Genomic DNA, 22161 nt, shown 5'->3' with positions numbered 1-22161 from the left:
ACCGTACGAGGCGCCTCACGCAAAAGGTACATACCATTTAGGTCATATCCACTCCAGTGGACTGGACCTTTGGTCGCCCTTCGCGCAGGTCAGTGCACCGCGGTGTCCGTGTAGTCGACGCCGTAACCCGGATTCACCTCGAGGTATTTGGCGTAGACCGGCCGCCGGTCGATCAGTTCGCCATACACCGCGCGGGACAACGCGATCATCTCCGCGGCGAAGGGCCCCATCTCCCCTCGCTCCGACCAGCCGACGAGATTTCGCCAGCTCAGCGGATTTCCCGCGATCGGGACGGCCACGATACCGGGGATCTCGTGGAACAGCGGCTGGCACAACACCACCGCGTGGCCCGATTCGACCATCTCGATACAGGTCAGGACATCGGTCTCGTACAACGACCGCGGGGTGAATCCCGCCCGGGCGCACGCGGAGGCGAAACAGTCGCCGAAGCAACCGTCCCCCGGGGTCGCGCACCACCGTTCGTCCGCCAGCGCGCCGAGTTCGACCGAATCGTGCTGCGCTCGCTCGTCTCGTGCCGACATCAGCACGAAAACCGGGTGGTGCGCGAGGGTCCGCCACCGGAGACCGGGCGCCGGTGGCGGCGGGGCGTCACCGCAGACGCCGACGAAGGCGAAGTCCAGCGCGCCTTCGGCGGTCATGTCCGCGAGTTTGTTGGACGACCACGACGTGTGCGTGGCGACATGGATGTCGGGATGGGTGCCGCCGAGGCGCTGCAGGAGCGCCCCGAGCATCGGACCCGTCGCCGAACCGAGCCGCAACGTGACCGGCTCGCCGGTACCGGTGTGCTGCGCGAGACGTGCCGCTTCGTCGTGCAGCGACGACACGGCGGGGAGCACCATTTTGGCCCGGTCGAGGACGAGCAGGCCGAGCGCCGTCGGCCGGGTCCCCGTGTGATCACGCAGGAAGAGCTTCCCGCCGAGCGTCCGTTCGATGCGTTTCAATTGGGCGGTCAACGCGGGCTGCGCCATCCCGAGCGTGTTCGCCGCCTTGGTGATGCTCCCGAGTTCTGCGATCGCGCACATGATGCGCAGGTGGCGCAGTTCCAGCTCCATCCCTCTACGGTAGAGCGGTAACTGGACTAGACCAAGTGAAGAACTGCGCCGAATGGCTTCATTTCGTTCCGCCGCCGGCGGCACCGTGGACGGGGTTTCCGCCACCGCCGGGGTGCTGACCAGGCACTAACTCGCGGAATCGTTCCAGGGGCCCTGAAATGCCATCGATGTCAGGAATTCGCGATATCCGTGGAGAAATCCCTGACGTGGCGGGCGGGCGGCCGATACGGTCACCTCCGGACCGATGACGACGAGGGGGTTTCGTGGCGGACGAGCGTGGACGGATCCGGCGGTCACTGGCGAGGGTGATCACCGACGACAACCTGGATCTGTACGTGCTGGGCGCCGTGGCGCTGGCGTTCACCGTCCTCGGCGCGACCGGTGTCTCGGACGTCAAGACCCTTTCGTCCGTGGTGACGGCGTTGCTGGCCCTGCTCGCCTTCTCCCAGATCCGCTCGCGGCGGCTGACCGAACAGGTCCGTGACTCGAACCGGGTCGGCCCCGCGGCCTTCTTCGAACCGACGTTCCCCACGGAGCTCATCTCCCGGCGCGCGGAGGCCTTCGACATCCTGCTCATCGGCCATTCGATGACCAGGACCGTGCAGGGCATGCGCAGTGACATCCGCTCGATCCTCGAAGCGGGTGGCCGGATCCGGGTGCTGGTGCTGGACCCGACCGACGACGCCATCGTCGACGTCGCGGACCGCCGGATCTCCCGAAGCCACGGTCAGGGACGGATGCGGCAGCGAATCCTGGCCACCCTGGACGAACTGACGTCGCTGCGGAGCAGGACGAACGGCAGGCTGGAGATCCGAGTGTCTTCGCGGATCTCGTCCGCCGGCTTCAACTGCCTCGACGTCGCGAGCAAACGCGGCCTGATCTGCGTGCAGCATTACGAACACCGGCCAGCCGGAGAAGCGGCGCCGGTGTTCACACTGGAACCGAAGGACGCTCCCTGGTACCGGTACTTCGCCGACGAGGCGGAACGGCTGTGGGAGGACGGCACGCCATGGCCGCTGTCTCCCGAGGATCAGGTGGCGAGGGCACGCCGCCCGGTCTTCAGCGAGGGCTTCGGCCCCGAACTCACCGAGGCGATCGACGGCGCGAGCGAACTGCTCGTCACCGGGATGGCCCGCAACACTCTGGTGAACAACAACTACGGCAAGCTGGAAGAACGGCTGCGCGCGGGCGCCCGGATCCGGTTCGTGCTGATCGACCCGCTTTCGCCCGCGATCGACACGGCGGCGGCGCGCTACTACGCCGTGCGCTCGCCGGAAAGCGCGCGGGAACGTGTGCGCCACACACTGCGGGTGCTGTCCGAACTGAAGCGCTCGACCGGCGGCGATCTCTCCGCCCGGCTCGTCCGGCATCCCATCGCCATCGGGGTCATCGCCACCGGGACGGCACTGTTCGCCGAGTACTACACCTATCAGGCCGCGGGTGAGCCGAAGTTCGTCCTGCAGCCCGGGGACGGCACGGCCTACCGGACCTTCCTCGGTGAGGCGGAGGCGTTGTGGGGCAACGCCGAACCCTGCGACCTGACCGCGGACCACTGAGCAGGACCGATCGCGACGGCGGATCGCGATAACGGTTCGGGAACGAGCGCCCGCACGCCTCCGCCTCCCTCGTAGAGTGCCTTTTTCCGTGCCCAGGGGAGGGTTTCGTGTACATCCACGCCAGACGCCGATCCATCCGGTTCAGCGGCAGGACGATCACGATCAAGGCCGCCGTCAAAGGACTCGGCGACCGGAAGCACACGTTCAGCGTGGGGAAGATCAAGGGCATCAAGAACATCCCACCGACGGCGTTCAAACCGGGGAGGCTCGTCTTCGACGTGTCCGGTGCCTCCAAGGCGATCGTCGAGGACGTGCCCATGTACGCCGACAAGGTGGACATGAACACCTTCACCTACGGCGCCATGGACGCCAAGAACGTGCAGGCACTCGAAGCGGCGATCAGGAAGGCCATGGACAACTGAAGCCGGCTGGAGCGGGGATCCGGCGGTCGTCACGGCTCAGGAAGTCTTGGACTTGCGGTTCAGGAACGCCGACGCGCCCACCCCGTGCGCGACGACACTCGCCAGCACCGTCACCGCCATGACGCTCAACGCGACGTCCGCCGCGTCCCCGTCGAGCGAGTTGAAGGCCAGCAACCCGAACACGATCGATGCCGCCCCTCGCGGCGCCAGCAGGCCGATGGTCATCCGGTCGCGCCACCGGAAATCCGTCCGCGGCAAGGTGAGCAGCACCGGGATCAGGCGGGCGACGGTCAGCGCGACGACGCTGACGATCACCACGCCCCAGGTGAGGCCGAAGGACAGCACCAGCACCGCGGTACTGCCGAACACGAACCACATCAGCAGCCCGCACAGCGAACTGACCTCCTCGGCCAGCCCGAGTTCGTCCTCGGTGGGGTGCCGGGCGGTCTTGTAGGCGATCCCGCAGATGAACGCGGCGACGAACCCGTTCCCGCCGATCGCGACGGCGGTGGTGTAGGTCAGCAGCGGCAGCGCCACGGCCGCGACCCGCGCCGAATGCCGGGTGGACCAGCCGTGCCTGCCCGCCACGTTCATCGCCACCGCGGCCACCGCGCCGACGACGGAGCCGACCAGCACCGCCAGCAACGCCGCCGGGATCGCGGCCTGCAGGGCCTCCCCCGGCGTGTTCGCGTGGTGGTGGCTTCCCGCGAGGGTGAGCGCGAAGATGAACACCGGCGCGACGACGCCGTCGTTGTAGCCGCTTTCCACGTTCAGCAGATGCCGCACGCGTTCGGGCACGCGTACGTCGTGCACCACCGACGTCGCTGGCGCGAAATCCGTGGGCGCGATGATGCAGGCGATCAGCAGCACCACCGCCCAGCCGAGGCCGGGCAGCACCAGCAGGCCGACGCCCAGCACGATCAGGATCGTCAGCGGCAGCGCGATCAGCAGCAACCGCATCGCGATCTTGGCGTCGTGACCGAGATAGCCGCCCTTGACCGCGGTGGCGTCCACGAACAGCAGCAGCGCGAGGATCAGTTCCGCGACGTTGAGGGCGATCTCGGTGTTGAGGCCCTCGCCGAGGACGTTGCGGGTGCTGAACCCGATCGCCAGCCCCGCCACGACCATCGCCATCGGCGCGGTGACCCGCCACCGCTCCAGCCGCGCCGCCGTCATCGTCCAGATCAGCACGACGACCGCGCCGACGAGCACGCTCTGGATCATCTACCCGCCCCTCGTTCCCGGTGACTCCCCTGCCACCGGGAACGAGCATAGGGACAGTGCGACCGCGGCGGTCCACAAAGGAGCGACGATCACACCACCGCGCCGTTGTCGTCGCGCTTCCGTACCCGCGACGCCTTCCTGGCGGGACGTCCGGCCCCTGGCCACCGCCGGTCGAGCAGGATGGCGACGGGACCCGCGGTGGCCACAGTGGACACCGTGCCCGCCACGAGACCGAGCAGCAGCGCGAGGGCGAAGTCGGCCAGCGACCCGTCGCCGAGGAACAGCAGCGCCCCGAGCACGAACAGCACCCCGATACCGGTGTTGATCGTCCGGGGCAACGTCTGCAGCACCGCGGTGCCGACGACACGGGCGAACGGTTCCTTGCGGCGCTGCCCCCGGACCTCGCGTACCCGGTCGAAGACCACCACCGAATCGTTGACCGAATAGCCGATCACCGTCAGCAGCGCGGCGAGGAAGACGCCGTCCATCGACTTCCCCAGCCAGGCGAAGATGCCGAGGATGATCAGGACGTCCTGGGCGAGCGCGGCCACCGTGGCCAGCCCGAGCCGCCAATCGAACCGCACCGCGAGATAGGCCAGCTGCGCCAGCACCGCGAGGCCGAGCGCGATGACCGCCTTGGTGCGCAGCTCGGCGCCGAGGCTCGGGCCGATCTGCTCGTCACGGATCTCGGTGGCGTCACCGGCGACCCCGGCGACCGCCGTCCGGATCCGCTCGGTGGCGGCCTCGTCGATCGGCTCGGTGCGCACCGAAATGTCCTTGTCCCCGGACAGCTGCACGACGGCGCGCGGGAATCCGGCGTCGGAAACCGCGTCACGGACCTGCTCGACGTCGGCGGGTGCCGAGGTGGCGTACTCGATCACCCGGCCGCCGGTGAACTCCACGCCGAGGTTCGGCCCGGCCACCAAAAGCCCGGTGACGGCCGCGATGACGACGGCGCCGGCCACCATCAGCCACCGGCGCGGCCGCGCCAGGAACTCCGGATCGCGGCGGTTGACCCACCGGCGGACCCGGCCTTCGTGGGTGAGCCCGGAAAGCCTCGGCTTGCGCGCGACCGCGCCCCGCATCGTGAGATGCAGCAACACCCGCGTGAGCACGAGCGAGATGAACAGGGCCACGACCACACCGATCGAGAGTGTCACCCCGAACCCGCGCACCGGGCCGGACGCCAGCCAGAACAGCAGTCCTGCGGCGAGCAGGGTGGTGACGTTCGAATCGACGATCGCCGACAACGCCCCGCTGAACCCGCGGCTGACCGATCGTGGCAGCGAACCACCGCGGTTGACCGCGTGTTCCTCTCTCGCCCGTTCGAAAACGAGCACGGTGGCGTCGACGGCCATCCCGATGGCCAGCACGAAACCGGCGAGCCCCGGCAAGGTCAGCGTCGCGCCGACGGCGAGCAAGGCGGCGTAGGACACCGCGGCGTACGCGACCAGCGCGCCCACCGCGATCAATCCGGCCAGCCGGTACACCGCCAGCAGGAACAGCGCGGTCAGCGCCAGTCCGATCACGGCGGCGCGGGCGCTGGCGTCGATCGCGGCGGCGCCGAGCGTGGGGCCGACGGTGCGCTGCTCGATGATCTCGACCGGTGTCGGCAACGCGCCCGCGTTGATCAGCAACGCCAGATCCTTCGCCTCCGCCGGGGAGAACCGGCCGGTGATCTGCGTACTCCCGCCGACGATCCCGACCCCGCAGGCGACCTGCGGGCTCACCTGCGGCGACGAGATCACCTTGTCGTCGAGCGCGATCGCCACCCGGCGGGTCGGATCACCCGGCGGCGAGCAGGCGGCCTGTCCGGTCAGCCGCTCCCAGGCGCGACCGGAATCCCCCTTGAAGTCAACGGAAACGAGCCAGCCGCCACCCTGCGAATCGATCGAGGAAAGTGCCTCGTCGACACCTTCGCCGGTCAACGCCGCAGGGCCGAGATTGATCGGCCGGCCGCTTTCGTCGGGAAGGACCCGGGAGTCACCGGGGGCCGCGCCGGTGCCGAGCACGGGATGGAAGGACAGCTGCGCGGTCCGGCCGATCACTTCGACGGCCTCACGCGGATCCCGCACGCCGGGCAGTTCGACGATGATCCGGTTGTCCCCGGAGCGGGCGAGCATGGGTTCGGCGACGCCCAGCGCGTCGACGCGGCGGCGCAGCACCTCGAGCGTCCGGTCGGTGGTCTCCGGTCCGGCGGTGGCGGTGGGTGAATCCTTGGTCTCCAGCACGATCTGCGTGCCACCACGCAGATCGAGCCCCAGTCGCGGGGCGGTGGTCAGCAACAGGTACACGGTCGCGGCGAGGACGACCAGCGAGACAACGGCTCGCCCGGTCATGCCTCGCCGCGCGGTTTCGCGCGGCACGACGATTTCTCCTCGATCGGTTCCCCGGTTCGGGCACGCGGAAGACGCGCCCGTCAGCTTCAGACGGCTACCGGGAAAGGAGGAGCGCGATCCCCCAGCGCGAGACGGTGCGCCGCGCGGGAGAGAGGAGTGGCTTCGGTGCGGAGCTCGCCGAGACGGAGCAGCGTCGGCGACGCGGGACCGTGCGGGACTGCGCCGAAGAGAGGCAGGTCACCGTGACCCTGCACCCCCAGGAGCGCCGGCTCGGCGGCGAGCCTGCCCATGGCGCGTACCGGCGCCACGGCCTCGGAGAGCGACGAATCGACCGTCGCGTTCGCCCCGCGCGACTCGTCCGCGGACGCGGAATCAGCCGAGTGGAGCGCGAAGAACAGCCCGAGCGCGGTCAAGACGGCGGCGAGCAGCACCAGCACGGCCTGCCTGGCAGGCCGGTACGTCCGGCGCTCCACCGTCATCGACACACTCCCTGGCGTTCTCCTCCGACACCCTACTGGCCGGGTGCCGCCACCGTCCGCCGCAGATACGGAAGCATGTACTAAAGTAGTGCTTCATCATGAAGCACGTAGACGATTTCGCACGCGATCGAGACGACCTGCTTTTCGACCCACGGGTGAGGACGGCGCTCGCCGAGTTCGCCCCCGACGACGATCTCGGTGTACTGGAAGCGGCCGCGGCCATCCGTGCGGCGGCTCGCGGCCTGGACAAACTGCGTTCGACGGGCACGGGAGACCGCGGGCTCAGCCCCGGCGCCCTGGACATCCTGATCCGCCTGGCGGTCGACGAAAGCGGCGTCAGCATCAAGGACCTCGCCGCCTCGGCGGGAGTGAGTTCGAGGAACGTGACCGGCCTCGTCGACACCCTGGAGCGGGGCGGGCTCGCCGAACGCGTCCCCGCTCCGGAAGACAGGCGTTCCGTACTCGCCAGGATCACCCCTGCCGGACGGACCTGGCTCGACGAGTTCCGCCGGCCGTCGCAGGCGGCCATGGCGGCGGTCTTCCGCGGTTTCACCCCCGCCGAAACCGCGTTGCTCCGGCACCTCTGCCTGCGTGTGGTGGAAAACCAGGACCGCTTGGCCCGCTATCTGGAGGAACGTTCATGACCGGCACGACACGGAAAACCGTCCAGGCCTATCACCGGGCGAGATTCGCGGGCGACGTGGCCGCCGCGGCCGCCCTGCTCACCGGTTCTTTCACTTTCCGAAGCCCGCTGATGAGCGCCGACGCCGACGGCCATCTGGCCGGGCTCCCCGGATTTCTCCAGGTCGTCACCGGCGTCGAGATGATCAGTGAACTGTACGGCGAGTCGGAGGCGACGCTGGTCTACGACGTGCAAACCCTGCTGCCGATGGGAATCCAGCACACCGCCGAGCACTTCCGGCTGCGGGACGGCCGGATCGAAGCCATCACGCTGATCTTCGACGCGACCCCTTGGCATCCGGTGATGGCGGCGGCCGGATCGGCCTGATCAACCGGATATCACCGCCTGCCGCCACAGGCGCGTGATCCCGGCACGGATCCGCTCTTCGCCGATTTCCGGCAGCAACGCGGTGACGTGCTCGGCCGCCATCGGCGCGAGCAGGGCGTGCGCGCCGTGCTCCGGGTCCGGCGTGCCGTCGAGCAGGATCGCCACGTGCCGATGCCAGAACCGGTAGGCGCCGATGCGGTAGCGCGCCCCCGGCGCCGCGGTCTCCGACATCCGCACCAGCGGCAAATGCTTGAACAGGTAATCGAGGTAGGCGTCGGCGAAGGCCACGAGACGTTCCGACGGCGGGGCGCCGGGACCCAGCGGGGGCGGACCCTGCAGGATTCCCTCCTGGAGTACGCGTTCCCTGGCGTCCAACAGCGACGCGGCCAGCCCCGCCTTGTCACCGAAGCGGCGGAACAACGTCCCCTTGCCCACGCCCGCCGCCGCCGCCACCTGGTCCATCGAGACCGCGTCGACGCCGTGCTCGGCGAACAGCGACGCGGCCGCGTCCAGGATGGCGGCGCGGTTGCGGGCGGCGTCCGCGCGCTCTTTGGGCGGCGGCGTCCGCAGGAGTTCCAACGAGGTTGCATAACCGGACTGCGGTCCGTTATCGTCACGGGGCACATACGGACTATAGTCCGATTAACTGGAGGTAGCGACATGACCGCACTCATCACCCGTGACGAACTGAAGGCCGCGATCGACGCGAAGACCGTGACGGTGGTCGACGCCCTGGGTGGCGAGTACTACGCCAAGCAGCATCTGCCCGGCGCCGTTCCCCTCGTCCTCGCCGACGTCGACGCGCAGGCCGCCACCGTGCTGCCCGATCGCGGCGCCGCGATCGTCACCTACTGCTCGAACCCCGCTTGCCCCAACAGCGGACAGGTCGCCGACCGGCTCACCGCGCTCGGCTACACCGACGTCCGCAAGTACCGGGAAGGCATCGAGGACTGGGCCGACGCGGGCCTCCCCCTCGAACAGGGCTGAACCTCAATCCCGGTCGAGGGGCATGCGCCGCCGCAGGATCGGCACCCCGTCGCCGTGGAGTTCGGTGAGATAGGACGTCGCTTGCAGCCTCAGCCCGCCGATGCGTCCCTTCGCCATCACCACGAGATCGGAACCCTGGTAGTAGCCGGCCGGCGAGGCGAGGACGGCGATCGGATAGTCATGGCGAAGACCGAGCGGGCGGCGGATGTCCTCGGCGTGCACGATCGCCTCGCCGAGCATCGCGATGGCGGGCAGCCATCGCGCCGGGGTGAGGAGACTCCCGCCGCGGGCCGGAATCATCGGCCGCCGTCAGGACTCCCCGCGTAGTGCGCGTGAAGGCCCCCTTCCCTCGGCTGAGCCGAGGGAAGGGGGCCTTCACGCGCATGGTCGCGGTCAGGACTCCCTGCGTCGCCGCCCGGCCAGGAGCAGCAGGGCGCCGATGGCAAGCATGCCCAGCGCCAGCACCGTCATCGTCCTCACCGGCGAACCGGTGACGGCCAGACCAGGCGGACGCGGGGTGGTCGGCGGCTGCGGGTTCGGCTTCTCCGGGGTCGGCGGCTCCGGCGGCACCCGGGTGTCCGTGCCACAGTCCGGGTTCGCCGAACCGGGCGGGCAGTTGACGCCCGGCGTGTCGGACGTGACGACGTTGCGGAGCCGGTGGTCACCACGCGCGGGCGACTTCACGGTGACCGCGTAGGTGACAGTGGCCTTCTCCCCCGCCTCGAGCTTGCCCTTCCAGGTGAGTTTCGGTGCGGAGTAGGTCACTGTTCCCCTGCTGGCCTTCGCGGTGCCGTCGAAGGTGGCGTCGTCGAGCACCTCGGTCAGGTCGTCGGTGAACGTCGCGTCGTCGACGGTGGCCTGTCCGGTGTTCTCGACCGTCACGGTGTAAGTGACGACCTCGCCGGGCTTGGCCTCGGTCTTGTCGACCGTCTTCTTCAGCTTGAGACTGGACAGCGGAGTGGTCGTGCCGCACTTCGGGTCCTTGCTGCCCGGCGGGCAGTTGCCCCCGGGTGTGTCGGAAGTGATCGCGTTGACCAGCTTGCCGTCACCGTCGGTCTTGGTCACCTTCACGCTGTAGGTGACCGTCGCCGTCTGCCCGATCTCCAGGTCGCCCGTCCACGTCAGTTTCGGCTCCGCATACGTCACTTCACCGATCGTCGCCGCACCGTCCTTCTGGAACTCCGCGTCGTCGAGGACCTCGGTGAGGTCGTCGGTGAAGGTCGCACCGGTCAGTTTGGTCTTGCCCGTGTTGCGGACCGTGACCGTGTACTTGACGACGTCGCCCGGGTTCACCGTCGACTTGTCCGCCTTCTTCTCCAGTGCGATGCCGGGCACCGGGGTACTGGTCGAGCACGCCGGATCGTCGGACTGCGGCGGGCAGGTGCCCGGGGTGTTGGTGCTGACGGTGTTCCGCAGTTCGTGGTCACCGGTGACCGGGTTCTTCACCTTCACCGAGTAGGTCAGCGTGGTCGACGCCCCCACCGGGAGATCACCGACCCACACCAGATTCGGCGCGGTGAAGGCGAAAGTACCGCCGACAGGGGCGGACCGGGCATCGCCGGAGTAGTCGGCGTCGTCGAGCACCTCGGACAGGTCGTCCGTGACCCGCGCGGCGTCCTCGCCGACCAGATCGACCTTGCCGGTGTTGGTGACGGTGACGGTGTACTTCACGACATCGCCCGGGTTCGCGGTCTGCTTGTCCGAGGTCTTCTTCACCGTCAGTTCGCGGGACGGCACGTCCGCCACGCAGTTCGGGTCGGTCGAGTCCGGCGGGCAGTTGTTGCCCGGGGTGTCCGAGGTGACCACATTGGACAGTTTCTTGTCACCGGGAACCGGGTTCTTGATCTTCACCGTGTAGGTGATGGTCGCCGTCCGGCCGATGTCGAGCGAACCGGTCCAGCTCAGCTTCGGTGCACTGTAAGTGACATCGCCGATGGTGGCCGCGCCGTCGTTCTGGTAGTCGGCGTCGTCCAGGACCTGCGTCATGTCGTCGGTGAACGACGCACCGTCCTGTTTGGTCTGCCCGGTGTTGGTGACGGTGATCGTGTACTTCACCGTGTCGCCGGGATCGACCGACTTCTTGTCGGCGGTCTTCTTGATGAGCAGACCCGAAACCGGTGTGGTGGTCCCGCACTTCGGATCGGTGGACCCCGGCGGGCAGTTCCCACCCGGCGTCTCCGAAGTCACGACATTCTTCAATCGATGGTCACCGTCGCCCGGGTTCTTCACCTTGACCGTGTAAGTGACCGTGGCGGTCTCGCCGATGCCGAGGTCACCCGTCCAAGTCAACTCTGGTTCCACATAGGACACCGTGCCGATCGTCGCGGAACCGTCTCCCTGATAGTCGGCGTCGTCGAGCACTTGAGCGAGATCGTCGGTGAACGTCGCACCGTCCACCTTGGTCTGCCCGGTGTTCCGGACGGTCACCGTGTACTTCACGATATCGCCCGGGTTCGCCGACGTCTTGTCGACCGACTTCTTGATTTCCAGGCCCGAAACCGGGGTGTCGGTACCGCAGGCCGGATCCGTGGAACCCGGCGGGCAGTTCCCGCCTGGCGTCTCCGAAGTCACGACGTTCTTCAGCCGATTGTCGCCGGTGTTGGGGTTCTTCACCTTGACCGTGTAGGTCACCGTGGACTTGTCACCGACGCCGAGGTCACCCGTCCAAGTCAGTTCGGGCGCCGCATAGGAGACGTCACCGATGGTCGCTGCGCCGTCGTTCTGGTACTCGGCGTCGTCGAGGACCTGTGTCAGGTCATCGGTGAACGTCGCGCCGGTCAGCTTCGTCTGGCCCGTGTTGCTGACGGTGACGGTGTATTTCACGACATCGCCCGGGTTCGCCGACGCTTTGTCGACCTTCTTCTCGATGAGCAGACCCGACACCGGTGTGGTCGTCCCGCACTTCGGATCGGTCGAGCCCGGCGGGCAGTTCCCGCCCGGCGTCTCGGAGGTGACGGTGTTGATGAGCTTCTTGTCACCAGGAACCGGGCTCTTGACCTTCACCGTGTAAGTGACCGTCGCTGTCGCACCGACGTCGAGATCGCCCACCCAGGTCAGCTTCGGTTCCACATAGGACACCGTGCCGATCGTCGCGGCTCCGTCGTTCTGATAGTCGGCGTCGTCGAGCACCTGGCTCAGATCGTCGGTGAACGTCGCACCGGACAGTTTTGTCTGACCGGTGTTCCGCACGGTCACCGTGTACTTCACGACATCGCCGGGATTCGCCGACTGCTTGTCGACCGACTTCTCGATCTTCAAGCCCGACACCGGTGTGACGGTCCCGCACTTCGGGTCGGTCGAGCCCGGCGGGCAGTTCCCGCCCGGTGTCTCCGAAGTCACGGCGTTCTTGAGCTGGTTGTCACCAGGGTTGGGGTTCTTCACCTTGACTGTGTAGGTGACCGTCGATGTCTGCCCGATGTCGAGCGAACCGGTCCACGTCAGCTTCGGCGCCGCATAAGACACCGAACCGATCGAAGCGGCTCCGTCGTTCTGGTAGTCGGCATCGTCGAGCACTTGAGCGAGATCGTCGGTGAACGTCGCACCGTCCACCTTGGTCTGACCGGTATTCCGCACCGTCACCGTGTACTTCACGACGTCACCCGGGTTCGCCGATTGCTTGTCGACAACCTTTTCGATCAGCAAACCCGACACTGGAGTCGTCGTCCCACACTTCGGATCCGTCGAACCGGGCGGACAGTTACCACCCGGTGTCTCCGAAGTGACCACATTGGACATCTTCTTGTCACCAGGGTTGGGGTTCTTCACCTTGACCGTGTAGGTGACCGTGGATGTCTGCCCGATGTCGAGCGAACCGGTCCACGTCAGCTTCGGCGCCGCATACGTGACACCACCGATCGTCGCCGCCCCGTCGTTCTGATAGTCGGCATCGTCGAGCACCTGGCTCAGATCATCAGTGAACGTCGCACCGTCCACCTTGGTCTGACCGGTATTCCGCACCGTCACCGTGTACTTCACGACATCGCCCGGGTTCGCCGACTGCTTGTCGACAACCTTTTCGATCAGCAAACCCGACACCGGAGTCGTCGTCCCACACTTCGGATCCGTCGAACCCGGCGGACAGTTACCACCCGGCGTCTCCGACGACACCGCGTTCTTCAGCCGATTGTCCCCGGTGTTGGGGTTCTTCACCTTGACCGTGTAGGTCACCGTGGACGTTTCGCCGACGCCGAGGTCGCCTGTCCAGGTCAGCTTCGGTTCCACATAGGACACCGTGCCGATCGTCGCCGCACCGTCTCGCTGGTAGTCGGCATCATCGAGCACCTGAGCGAGATCGTCGGTGAACGTCGCACCGGTCAGTTTCGTCTGACCGGTGTTGCGGACCGTGACCGTGTACTTCACGACGTCACCCGGGTTCGCCGATTGCTTGTCGACCGACTTCTCGATCAGCAAACCCGACACCGGAGTCGTCGTCCCACACTTCGGATCCGTCGAACCCGGCGGACAGTTACCACCCGGCGTCTCCGACGTCACCACGTTCTTCAGCCGGTTGTCCCCGGTATTGGGATTCTTCACCTTCACCGTGTAGGTGAACTCGGCGCTCTTCCCTGCCGCGAGCGTGCCGGTCCAGGTCAGCTTCGGTTCCACATAGGACACTGTTCCCGCCGACGCGCCGGCGTCGTTCTGGTAGACCGCGTCGTCCAGCAGACCGGTCAGATCGTCGACGACCTTGAGGTCCGCCGCGGTCACCCTGCCGGTGTTGGTGACGTTGATCGTGTACCGCACGGTGTCACCGGGGTCCGCGGATTCCTTGTCCGCGGTCTTCGTCACCGTGTACGACGGCGCGGGCACCTTGGTCTTCGCGCACGCCGCGGCCGGGTCGTCCGGGCATCGCGAGTCCGGCGGCACCACGGGCGGCGGTCCGGTCGGGACGGTCGCGCGGTTCACCAGCTCCTTGCCGATCGCGGCCTCTTCGACCTTCACCCGCACCGTCAGCGTCGCGGTCTCCCCGATGGCGAGGCCGTCCACCGCCCAGTCGATCGGACCGGTACCGGACGCGGTCCCCTTCGAGGGCTCGGACGACACGTAGCTCGTCCCCGGTGGGAGCGTGTCGCGCACCGTGAGCGCGGGCACCGGAATCACGCCGGTGTTCCGCAGAGTCACCTTGTAGGTCAGCGTGTCACCCGGGATGGCTTCGGCGAGGTCGACCGATTTGGTCAGCTGATACCCCGGCGACGCGACCGTGTTCCGCACCGTGTTCGACGTGCGCTCCTGCGCGCGGCCGGTGTCCTCGCCGCGGAAGGTCAGCTTTCCGGTGTTGTCGAGTTTGGTGCCGTCCGGCACCGCCGCCCCGACCGTGACCTTGAAGGCCACCTTCTGCGACTGCCCTGGCGCGAGATTCCGTAGCCGGCAGGTGACCAGCTGCCCGGCGGCGGAACAGTCCGGATTGGACCCGGCCACGAAGGTGACGCCGTCCGGCAGGGTGTCGGTGAGCACCACGTTCGTCGCGGTGTCGAGGTCGGTGACGGAACCGTCGGCGTGCTTGTTGGCGACGTCGAAGGTGTAGGTGACGTCGCTGCCCTTGGTGACGTAGCCAGGCGGGTTGTCGTCGGTGTTGCCGACCGGGTCGTTGGCCTTCGTGATCTGCAGATCGGGTTCGAGCGCGTCGGTGACCAGCCAGACCACCTGCGGATAGAGCGCGTCGCCGGTGGTGCCGATCTTCACCTGGAGCGCGGACGTGCCCGCCGGGACCTTGCCGGTGATGTCGATGCTCCGGGCGTCGTACCCGACGTTGTTGACCGGATTCGGATTCCGGGCGGTGACGTTGGCTCCGGACCCGTTCGACGCCACCTGGTCGATGCGGCTGCTGAAAGCGTTGTTCGTGACCGTGCCGGCGGGGCCCGGCAGGGGGATGTCCTGCAGGCTGGAGGCGTTTGGGCCGACCTGGAGGTAGTCGCCGCTGATGGGCGCGTCGCCGTCCCCGGCCACGATCCCCAGTTCGACGTTCGGCTGGCGCGACGTCGGCGCCTTGATGCCGCTGAGCGCGATGGTCGCCGAGACCGGCTGGCCACCGCCGGCGACCCGCTGAAGACCGTCCCACACCTGCAGATAGCGCAGCGGTTCACTGGCCAGTTCGTAGGCGACCACCAGCGACCAGCCGCCCCAGCAGCCGAGGTTGGTCGGGCTGATCGACTGTCCCTGACAGGCCTGGATGTCGGCGACCGTGTACTGGCCAGCCCCGGCACCGGTCACCGCGGCGGTGACGTCGGCCGCGCCACCATAGGCGTACAGGGTCGGGTTGCCCGGTGTGGTCAGCGCGGGGAACCAGTCGTAGGTGTCGGCGGTGATCCGCTGGTAGGAACCCGCTCCGGGCGTCTTCAGCGAGACCTGGTTCCCTCGCGGGCCGTCGCCGGAGGTCCCGCTGGTGGCGACCGGGTTGAACTGCCAGTACAGCCGCGCGTTGAGGACCTTCGCACCGGCCGGGATGGTCAGGTCCGCCGCCGAGGCGGTGTTACCGGGCGCGGAGGGGTCGGTCTTGATCCAGGACACCGGGCTCGCGTTGCTCGCCGAGGCGTCGCAGTTGACGCCGGCGCCGCAGCGCACCACCGAGTTGGCGGCCATCACGATGCCGCCGTGGGCGAGCCCGGAGTACACCGGCTCCGGCCCGATCGGCCGCTCGGTGCCCGCTCCGCGCGGTTGAGCTTCCGCAGTCTGGGCACCGGCGGGCAGTGGGGCGCCCATCAGCAGGGCCACGACGACCACCGTGAGCATCGCCAAGCCCCGGCGACACCGATTTCGCCCACGCCGTTCCGCCATGCCGCCTCCACCTCACCGCTCGCTCCCGTCGGCCCAGGTCAGGGCGGACGGGGACAGCGAGCCCGGATGACGGTCATCCTGTGTCGGGGGGATCATGAACGGCAACCGGGACCCGGGGTGTCGCCCTGATAAAACCCCTTGGATGAGAACAAAACCCCCGGACGGGTGATGAAAACGGTGTTCACCACCGTGTCCACAACGGACTGTTCCGGGGGAACGTGGTGTTTTACCGCGAAAAATGCCACTCTCGACGGAGTGAACGACCTCCATTATCAAGGCTCCGGCCCCTACTGCTACACCCATTCCCTGTCGATGATGCTGGGCTCGGCCGCACCGGGAACCGCCGTACTCGAGACGCTGACCGGCAGCCCGTTCGGAATGCAGCTCATCGGCGGCTCGCTGCCGTTGTTCGACCCCTTCGGCTGGGATCCCGAGATCGGCATCGGTGACGCGCTCACCGTCCTCGGCTGGACCGCGGACACCGTCAGTGAAGAGGAACCGGACGCGGCGTTCGCCCGGCTCGTCGAAGGACTGGCCGACGGACCGGTCATGATCGGCCCGGTCGAGATGGGGCATCTGCGCTATCAGCCCGGGATGACCGGCCCGATCGCCGCCGACCACTACCTGGTGGCGCTCGCCGCGGACAGCGAATCGGTCACCGTCCACGACCCGCAGGGTTACCCGTACGCGCGGCTGCCGCGAACGGAGTTCGCCGCCGCCTGGCGCGCGGAGACCGTCGCCTACGGCAAACCGCACACCCTGCGCACGAACTTCGTCCGGCACACCGTCGTCGACGAGGAGGCCGCGCTCATCGCGTCACTCCCCCGGGCGGCCGCCTGGCTCGGCGGCGAGAACGGGGCCGGGCTCCCGCCGGGCAGCCTCGGCAACGCCGACGCGGCCCTGTCGCTGGCCGCGCGGATCGAGTCCGGACTGGATCCGGATGCGCGCGGGCAGCTCGTCCACTTCGCGGTCCGGGTCGGCGCGCGGCGACTGGCCGACGCGGCGGCCTGCCTGCGCCGGGTGGACCACGGCGCCGCCGCCGAAATCGCCACCACACAGGCACGTTCGGTCGGCTCGTTGCAGTACGACCTCGTCACCGGAAACGACGCGAGCGCCGCGAAAACGCTCCGGACCCTCGCCCCGACCTACGAAGAACTCCGCCGGGCCCTCACCGCCTCGTGAGTGGCGATTCGGGTTCTAACCCGAATCGCCACTCACGACCAACCTGACCAACGCCTGGCTCGCAGCGGAGTACATGATGGCCCCCTTCCTTGCGCCTAGAGGTACAGGAAGGGGCCATTCATGTACTGGGGAGCGCGTGAAGGACCCCTTCCCTCGGCTGAGCCGAGGGAAGGGGTCCTTCACGCGCAGCTGGTGTGACAGGTGAGGCCGCTGGGGCTCGTGACGGCCGTCCAGGGCGAGTGAGGGGAACTTTGAGGGACTCTGAGTCCCTCAAGGAGTCCTTCACGGCCCGGCCGCTACCGGACCCACCCATCGCAGGTACCAAAACCCCTTGGCCAGCACGACACTTACCGACTCGCGACCAGAGTCGCGGCCGGCCTCCGTCAGCCAGCCCGGACCGCGCCGGTCAGCGCAGCAGGGCGGCGGCGATCGACTTGCCGCGCAGGGCGGCGTCCGGGGAGTTCTCCCGGACCGCGGTCACGATCGAGCCGTCCACGATCAGCACGAGGTGCTCGGCGAGTTCGGCGGCGTCGGCACGGCCCGCGTCGGCGAGCAGACCGGCGAGATAGCCGGTCAGCGCGACCTTGTGCTCGGCCGCGACGGCGTGGACGGGGCTCGACGGATCCGCCGTCTCGACCATGGTGTTGATGAAGGCGCAGCCACGGAAGTCTTTGCGGGAGAAGCGTTCATGGAGCGCGTCGAAGACCGCGAGGACCCTGTCCTCCGGGTCGAGGCGGTAGCCGTCGACGGCGTCGGAGAGCCACTGCCGCCAGGTGCGGTCCCGCTCCCGCAGCACCGCCTCCACCAGCGCTTCCTTGCTCGGGAAGTGCCGGTACAACGACGCCTTGCCGACGCCGGACTCGTCCAGGATGCGATCGATTCCGACGGCGCGGATGCCTTCGGCGTAGAACAGCTCCTCGGCTGTGCTCAGCAATCGCTCGCGCGCTCGGGTGCCCACGGCCGAAACAGTACCACTCTGTACCGAAGTGGTTGACCGCAGACGGAACAGGTCTGTACCGTCTCATTCGGAACAGACCAGTACCGTTTGGAGAGCCCGTGTCCCGCATCCCCCACCTCACCGAGCATCCGTTGCTGACCGACGTCCGTAACCAGCTCGGCCGGGTGCCCAACCTCTATGCCGCGATGGCCAACGGCCCTGCCGCCTTGAGCGGCTACCTCGCCCTGCGCGATTCCCTCACCCGCGGCGAACTGACCGCGCGGGAGCGGGAACTGCTCGCGCTGTTCACCGCGTGGCGCAACGAATGCGGCTACTGCCTCGCCGCGCATACGTTCCGCGGCGAGAAGATGCGCATTCCCGCCGAAGAACTGGCGAGCGTCCGCGAGGCCGACAGCCCCGACCCGCATACCCGCGCGGTGCTCCGGCTCGCCGACGCCGTCATGACCCACCGCGGCCGGATCTCCGATGAGCAGCTGGCCGAAGCCCGCGCGGCCGGGGTCACCGACGCACAGATCGCCGAGGTGGTCGCGCATATCGCGCTCAACGTGCTGTCGAACTACTTCAACCACGTCGCCGAACCCGAACTGGACTTCCCCGAGGTCGCCCGGTGAAGCACGCGTTGCCCGTCCTGCTGACCGCCGTCGGTGCGGGCGGGGTGGCCGCCGCCGGAATCGGCTCGGGGATCGGCCCCGCGGCGTCGGCACCGCTCGCCGCCAGCCTGGCCCTGGTACTGGCCAACCCGGCGCTGCCGTCCGCCCGGCCGGCCGCGGTCTTCGGCGGCCACGCGCTCGCCGTGGCGGGCGGCCTGCTCACCGCGCTCCTGCTCGCGCCGGGGCCGGTGGCCGTCGCGATCGCGGCGGCGGCCGGACTCGGCGCCATGCTGCTGTTCCGGGTGGTGCACCCGCCCGCGGTCGCGTCCGGTTGCCTGATGGTCCTGCAGCCGTTGCCCACCGGCGTGTTCCTGCTCGGCGCCGCGGCGGCGCTGGCCGTCGCGGTGAACCTCCGCACGCGGTTCACCGCGAAGACCGCGCCACAATGAGAACACCGGTGGGGCCGCGCGCGCGGCCCCACCGGCGAGTCCGAAGTGGACTCAGAAGGTGATGCTGAATCCGTCGATGCTGCCGGTGTCGAACTTGTAGACGTCCTGGGCGCTCAGCTTCCAGGTCCCGTTGGCCGCCTCACCGGAGGCGTCGACCGTGAAGGTCTGGTGCACCCCGTCGGCAGAACCGACCCCGCCGGAACCCTTGAGCCGGTAGGCCTTGCCGCTCGGCCCGATCAGGTCGAGGACGAGATCGGCACTGTAGGTGTGGGAGATGTCGACCTTGACCGGCAGGGACACGGAAGCCTTGCCGTCACAGCCTTCCTGGGTCACCGAACTGGTCACCGCGGCTCCGGCGTCCGGAATGGACACCGGTGTGGTGTTCGACTTGACCCCGCAGGTCGGTCCGGGGCCGCCACTGCCGATGAACGAGACGTTGAGCAGTTTGTTCGGCGAACCGCTGCCCGCGTTCTTGATGACCCCCGCCGTCGCGTTGTTCACCAGCGCGTCCCGCACCTGCTGCGGTGAGGCACCCGGATTGGCCGACAGATAGAGCGCGGCCGCGCCGACGACGTGCGGCGTCGCCATCGAGGTCCCGTTCATCGTCGCCGTCCCGCCGCTGGTCGGGCTCAGCGACGTGATGTTCGAACCGGGCGCGAAGATGTCGGTGCAGCTTCCGTAATTGGAGAACGACGACCGGTTGTCACTGGAATCCGAGGCGTTGACGGTGATCACTTCCGGCACCCTGGCCGGGCTGGTGCCGCAGGCGTCGGTGGAGGCGTTGCCCGCCGCGACGCCGTAGACCACGCCCGAGGCGATCGACCGCTTGACCGCGTCGTCCCCGACCCCGGGCGCGTCCATGGTCAGGCTCATGTTGGCCACCGCGGGCTTCTGCGCGTTGGCCGTCACCCAGTCGACGGCGTCGATGATGCCCGAGTCCGGCCCGGAGTTGTCACAGCCCAGCACCTTCAGCCCGACGATCTTGACTTTCTTCGCCACGCCATAGGTCTTGCTGCCGATCGTGCCCGAGGTGTGGCTGCCGTGTCCGTGACAGTCCTTGCCGTCGCCACCGAAGAAGTCCTTGCCGAGGCTTGCCCGGCCTTCGTACTCCGGATTCGACGGGTTGATACCGCTGTCGAGGTCGTAGGCGGTGACGCCCGCGCCTTCGTTCGGATAGGTGTAGGCCTTGTCGAGCGGGAGACTCTTCTGGTCGACCCGGTCCAGTCCCCACGTCGGGTTCTGCTGGGTGCCCGTACCCCGTGCGGTGCCGTCCTCGTAGACCGCCTTGACCGACGGGTCCGCGGCCAGCTTCCGCGCTTCGGCCGGGGTCATGCCCTTGGCCGAGAAGCCGCGGACCGCCGCCGTCCAGACCGAACGGACCTCGCCGCCGTAGCGACGCGCCAGCTCGGCCGATGCGGGTTGCCCGGCCGCGGCGACGTCATGAAGGACGACGATGTACTGATCGCCGTAGTGCTCCTTGGCCGGGATCACGACACCTTCGGCCTCGGCACCGACGGCCGTTCCGGCGCCGAGCGCGAGCAGCGGGCTCAGCAGGCCGAGTGCCAGCAGGGTTTTCGTCTTGCTACGCATGAAAGTTCACCTCTGTTTCGGCGAAGATCACTGGACGGTGAGGGTGTACGTGGCGGTGGCGGTCTTGCCGGTGGCGTCCTTGGCGGTCACCGTGACCGGGTACGTGCCCGGCTGGAACGGCGCGAAGACCTGCATGGTCGAACTGCCGCCGCTGGACACGCTCTGCGGTGAGAAGAACGGGTTGATCGGCAGCCCCGAACCACTGGCGGACAACGTGATCGAGCCGCTTCCCCCGCTCGAGGTGACGGTGGCGCTCACGAGCGAACCCGCGCGGCCGGATCCGGAAGCCGGGTCGACGGTCACCTTGAGGTCGCCGACCGGCGGATCGCCGGCGCCGACGGTGAGGGTGAGCCCGGCGGTGGCCGTTTCGGTCGTGCCCTTCCCGGAAATCGTGACCTGGTAGGTCTTCTCCGGTGTCCCGGCGGCGGTCTCGATGGTCAGTTTCGCCACCTCGCCCGCCTTGATCGTGGCGGGCTGGAACGTCGCCTTGGCGCCCTCGGGCAGCCCCGTGGCCGACAGCGTGACGTCCTCGGCTCCGTTCTTGCCCGGTTTGCTCGTGACACTCGCCGACACGTACTTGCCGGGCAGGACCTTCACCGACGACGGCGAAGCCGCGAGAGTGAACGTGTCACCTGGCTGCTCGCCGCCGATCTGCTGGGCGACCCAGTCACCCATCTCGTTGTTGAGCCTGCTGTAGACGCTGTACCAGTGGAAGTCGCTGCGGCTCCACGAGGTGACCCCGACGACCTTCCCGCCGACGACGAACGGGCCGCCGCTGTCACCGGGCAGGACGGTTTTGCGGCCGTCGGAGTACCCGGCGCAGATCATCGTCTTCGGGTCGACGCCGTTCTCCACGCCGGTGCACTGACTCGCGTCGACGATCGGCAGGGTCAGCTTGTGCAGCGTGACGTCCTGAGTGGAGTCGTCGATGTCCTTCTTTCCGTAGCCGAGGCTGAAGCCGTCCTTGCCGGGTGTCTCCAGGCCGGTGTCGGCGGAGGTGGCGACCTTGGCGTAGCCGCCGGGCGGGACCGGGATGTCGCCGTCGGTGGTGATCACCGCGACGTCGTAACCGTTCCATGGCTGGGTGAACCTGGGGTGGACCTGGTAGTCGACAGCCTTCAGCTGAGTGCCGCCAGCGCTCTTGAGGTCATCGAGTCCATAAAGGACACTCTTCTCGCCGGCCAGTTCCTTGCAGTGCGCCGCGACCAGGACCTTCCGCGGCGCGATGACGGAGCCGGAGCAGCTCTGCCCCCTCGGCCGGGAACCGCCTTCGCGCAGCGCGGCGATGGCGTACGGGTAGTCCTTGACCGAGGCAGGCGAGCCGCCGATGCTCTGCGTGTGGAGGCCGCCTTCTGGCAAGGGCGCGGCGTCGGTCGGGGCGATGGCACGGGGCGGGTCGGCGGGGACGGCGCGCAAGGACACCGCACCGGCGACGCCTGCCGGTGTCAGCGCGGCCATGGTCAGTGCGACCACGCCGAGGATCCGTTTTCTGCTCACGGTGATTCCTTTCAGAACTTCCGGATCGGGGA

Annotated in this window: 18 protein-coding genes; 8 read left to right on the top strand and 10 right to left on the bottom strand. The window is 68.3% G+C overall.

Going from position 1 to position 22161, the window contains the following annotated elements:
• Nucleotides 1-89: 89 nt before the first annotated feature.
• The gene (locus ACZ5ZX_RS34210; RefSeq protein WP_465506122.1) at nucleotides 90-1073 is read right to left on the bottom strand and encodes a LysR family transcriptional regulator; all 984 of its coding nucleotides are present in this window, start codon (nucleotides 1071-1073) and stop codon (nucleotides 90-92) included.
• A gap of 263 nt (nucleotides 1074-1336) precedes the next feature.
• Here ACZ5ZX_RS34210 and ACZ5ZX_RS34205 point away from each other — a divergent pair, with 263 nt between their 5' ends.
• Together ACZ5ZX_RS34205 and ACZ5ZX_RS34200 are read left to right on the top strand one after the other, a co-directional pair.
• Nucleotides 1337-2629, top strand: a complete 1293-nt coding sequence (locus tag ACZ5ZX_RS34205; RefSeq protein WP_465506121.1) for a hypothetical protein — start codon at nucleotides 1337-1339, stop codon at nucleotides 2627-2629.
• Between the two features lie 107 nt (nucleotides 2630-2736).
• A complete protein-coding gene (locus tag ACZ5ZX_RS34200) occupies nucleotides 2737-3051 on the top strand; it encodes a hypothetical protein (protein WP_465506120.1) in 315 nt (104 codons plus the stop codon).
• Between the two features lie 36 nt (nucleotides 3052-3087).
• Here ACZ5ZX_RS34200 and ACZ5ZX_RS34195 read toward each other — a convergent pair whose 3' ends face one another.
• The 3 genes from ACZ5ZX_RS34195 to ACZ5ZX_RS34185 form a co-directional block, all read right to left on the bottom strand.
• Nucleotides 3088-4275, bottom strand: a complete 1188-nt coding sequence (locus ACZ5ZX_RS34195) for a cation:proton antiporter (RefSeq protein WP_465506119.1) — start codon at nucleotides 4273-4275, stop codon at nucleotides 3088-3090.
• 89 nt (nucleotides 4276-4364) lie between these two features.
• On the bottom strand, nucleotides 4365-6641 hold the full coding sequence (gene secD / locus ACZ5ZX_RS34190; RefSeq protein ID WP_465506118.1) for a protein translocase subunit SecD: 2277 nt from the start codon (nucleotides 6639-6641) through the stop codon (nucleotides 4365-4367).
• A gap of 59 nt (nucleotides 6642-6700) precedes the next feature.
• Nucleotides 6701-7093 carry a hypothetical protein gene (locus tag ACZ5ZX_RS34185; RefSeq protein WP_465506117.1) on the bottom strand — a complete coding sequence of 131 codons (393 nt, stop codon included), beginning with the start codon at nucleotides 7091-7093 and terminating at the stop codon, nucleotides 6701-6703.
• Nucleotides 7094-7191: 98 nt separating this feature from the next.
• Between ACZ5ZX_RS34185 and ACZ5ZX_RS34180 the strand changes: the two genes are divergently transcribed.
• On the top strand, nucleotides 7192-7737 hold the full coding sequence (locus ACZ5ZX_RS34180; protein ID WP_465506116.1) for a MarR family winged helix-turn-helix transcriptional regulator: 546 nt from the start codon (nucleotides 7192-7194) through the stop codon (nucleotides 7735-7737).
• On the top strand, nucleotides 7734-8102 hold the full coding sequence (locus tag ACZ5ZX_RS34175; protein WP_465506115.1) for a hypothetical protein: 369 nt from the start codon (nucleotides 7734-7736) through the stop codon (nucleotides 8100-8102). The genes ACZ5ZX_RS34180 and ACZ5ZX_RS34175 overlap by 4 nt, the downstream gene beginning before the upstream one ends.
• Here ACZ5ZX_RS34175 and ACZ5ZX_RS34170 read toward each other — a convergent pair whose 3' ends face one another.
• Entirely contained in the window at nucleotides 8103-8681 is a 579-nt protein-coding gene (locus ACZ5ZX_RS34170) for a TetR/AcrR family transcriptional regulator (RefSeq protein WP_465506140.1), read from the bottom strand. It abuts the gene before it with no gap.
• A gap of 81 nt (nucleotides 8682-8762) precedes the next feature.
• On the opposite strand from ACZ5ZX_RS34170, the gene ACZ5ZX_RS34165 reads away from it, so the two are divergent.
• Nucleotides 8763-9089: a rhodanese-like domain-containing protein gene (locus ACZ5ZX_RS34165; protein ID WP_276361339.1), complete on the top strand. Its 327-nt coding sequence runs from the start codon at nucleotides 8763-8765 to the stop codon at nucleotides 9087-9089.
• A gap of 3 nt (nucleotides 9090-9092) precedes the next feature.
• Here the strand turns inward: ACZ5ZX_RS34165 and ACZ5ZX_RS34160 are convergent, their stop codons facing one another.
• Together ACZ5ZX_RS34160 and ACZ5ZX_RS34155 are read right to left on the bottom strand one after the other, a co-directional pair.
• Nucleotides 9093-9389, bottom strand: a complete 297-nt coding sequence (locus ACZ5ZX_RS34160) for a hypothetical protein (protein WP_465506114.1) — start codon at nucleotides 9387-9389, stop codon at nucleotides 9093-9095.
• A gap of 93 nt (nucleotides 9390-9482) precedes the next feature.
• Nucleotides 9483-15818 carry a DUF7927 domain-containing protein gene (locus ACZ5ZX_RS34155; RefSeq protein WP_465506139.1) on the bottom strand — a complete coding sequence of 2112 codons (6336 nt, stop codon included), beginning with the start codon at nucleotides 15816-15818 and terminating at the stop codon, nucleotides 9483-9485.
• Nucleotides 15819-16118: 300 nt separating this feature from the next.
• On the opposite strand from ACZ5ZX_RS34155, the gene ACZ5ZX_RS34150 reads away from it, so the two are divergent.
• The gene (locus tag ACZ5ZX_RS34150) at nucleotides 16119-17045 is read left to right on the top strand and encodes a hypothetical protein (protein WP_465506113.1); all 927 of its coding nucleotides are present in this window, start codon (nucleotides 16119-16121) and stop codon (nucleotides 17043-17045) included.
• A gap of 406 nt (nucleotides 17046-17451) precedes the next feature.
• Here ACZ5ZX_RS34150 and ACZ5ZX_RS34145 read toward each other — a convergent pair whose 3' ends face one another.
• Nucleotides 17452-18003, bottom strand: a complete 552-nt coding sequence (locus ACZ5ZX_RS34145; RefSeq protein ID WP_465506112.1) for a TetR/AcrR family transcriptional regulator — start codon at nucleotides 18001-18003, stop codon at nucleotides 17452-17454.
• Nucleotides 18004-18101: 98 nt separating this feature from the next.
• Here ACZ5ZX_RS34145 and ACZ5ZX_RS34140 point away from each other — a divergent pair, with 98 nt between their 5' ends.
• Nucleotides 18102-18614 (top strand): carboxymuconolactone decarboxylase family protein, encoded by a 513-nt coding sequence (locus tag ACZ5ZX_RS34140; protein ID WP_465506111.1) that lies wholly within the window; start codon nucleotides 18102-18104, stop codon nucleotides 18612-18614.
• On the top strand, nucleotides 18611-19042 hold the full coding sequence (locus ACZ5ZX_RS34135) for an HPP family protein (protein WP_465506110.1): 432 nt from the start codon (nucleotides 18611-18613) through the stop codon (nucleotides 19040-19042). The genes ACZ5ZX_RS34140 and ACZ5ZX_RS34135 overlap by 4 nt, the downstream gene beginning before the upstream one ends.
• Nucleotides 19043-19093: 51 nt before the next feature.
• Here the strand turns inward: ACZ5ZX_RS34135 and ACZ5ZX_RS34130 are convergent, their stop codons facing one another.
• Nucleotides 19094-20632: a S8 family serine peptidase gene (locus tag ACZ5ZX_RS34130; protein ID WP_465506109.1), complete on the bottom strand. Its 1539-nt coding sequence runs from the start codon at nucleotides 20630-20632 to the stop codon at nucleotides 19094-19096.
• Nucleotides 20633-20659: 27 nt separating this feature from the next.
• Nucleotides 20660-22129, bottom strand: coding sequence for a trypsin-like serine protease (locus ACZ5ZX_RS34125; RefSeq protein ID WP_465506108.1), 1470 nt, complete (start codon nucleotides 22127-22129; stop codon nucleotides 20660-20662).
• Nucleotides 22130-22161 lie beyond the last annotated feature (32 nt).

The organism is Amycolatopsis sp. NPDC033938 (assembly GCF_055575975.1).
Note: the sequence above shows the minus strand (reverse complement) of the source record. Positions and strands in the feature narration are given on the sequence as shown.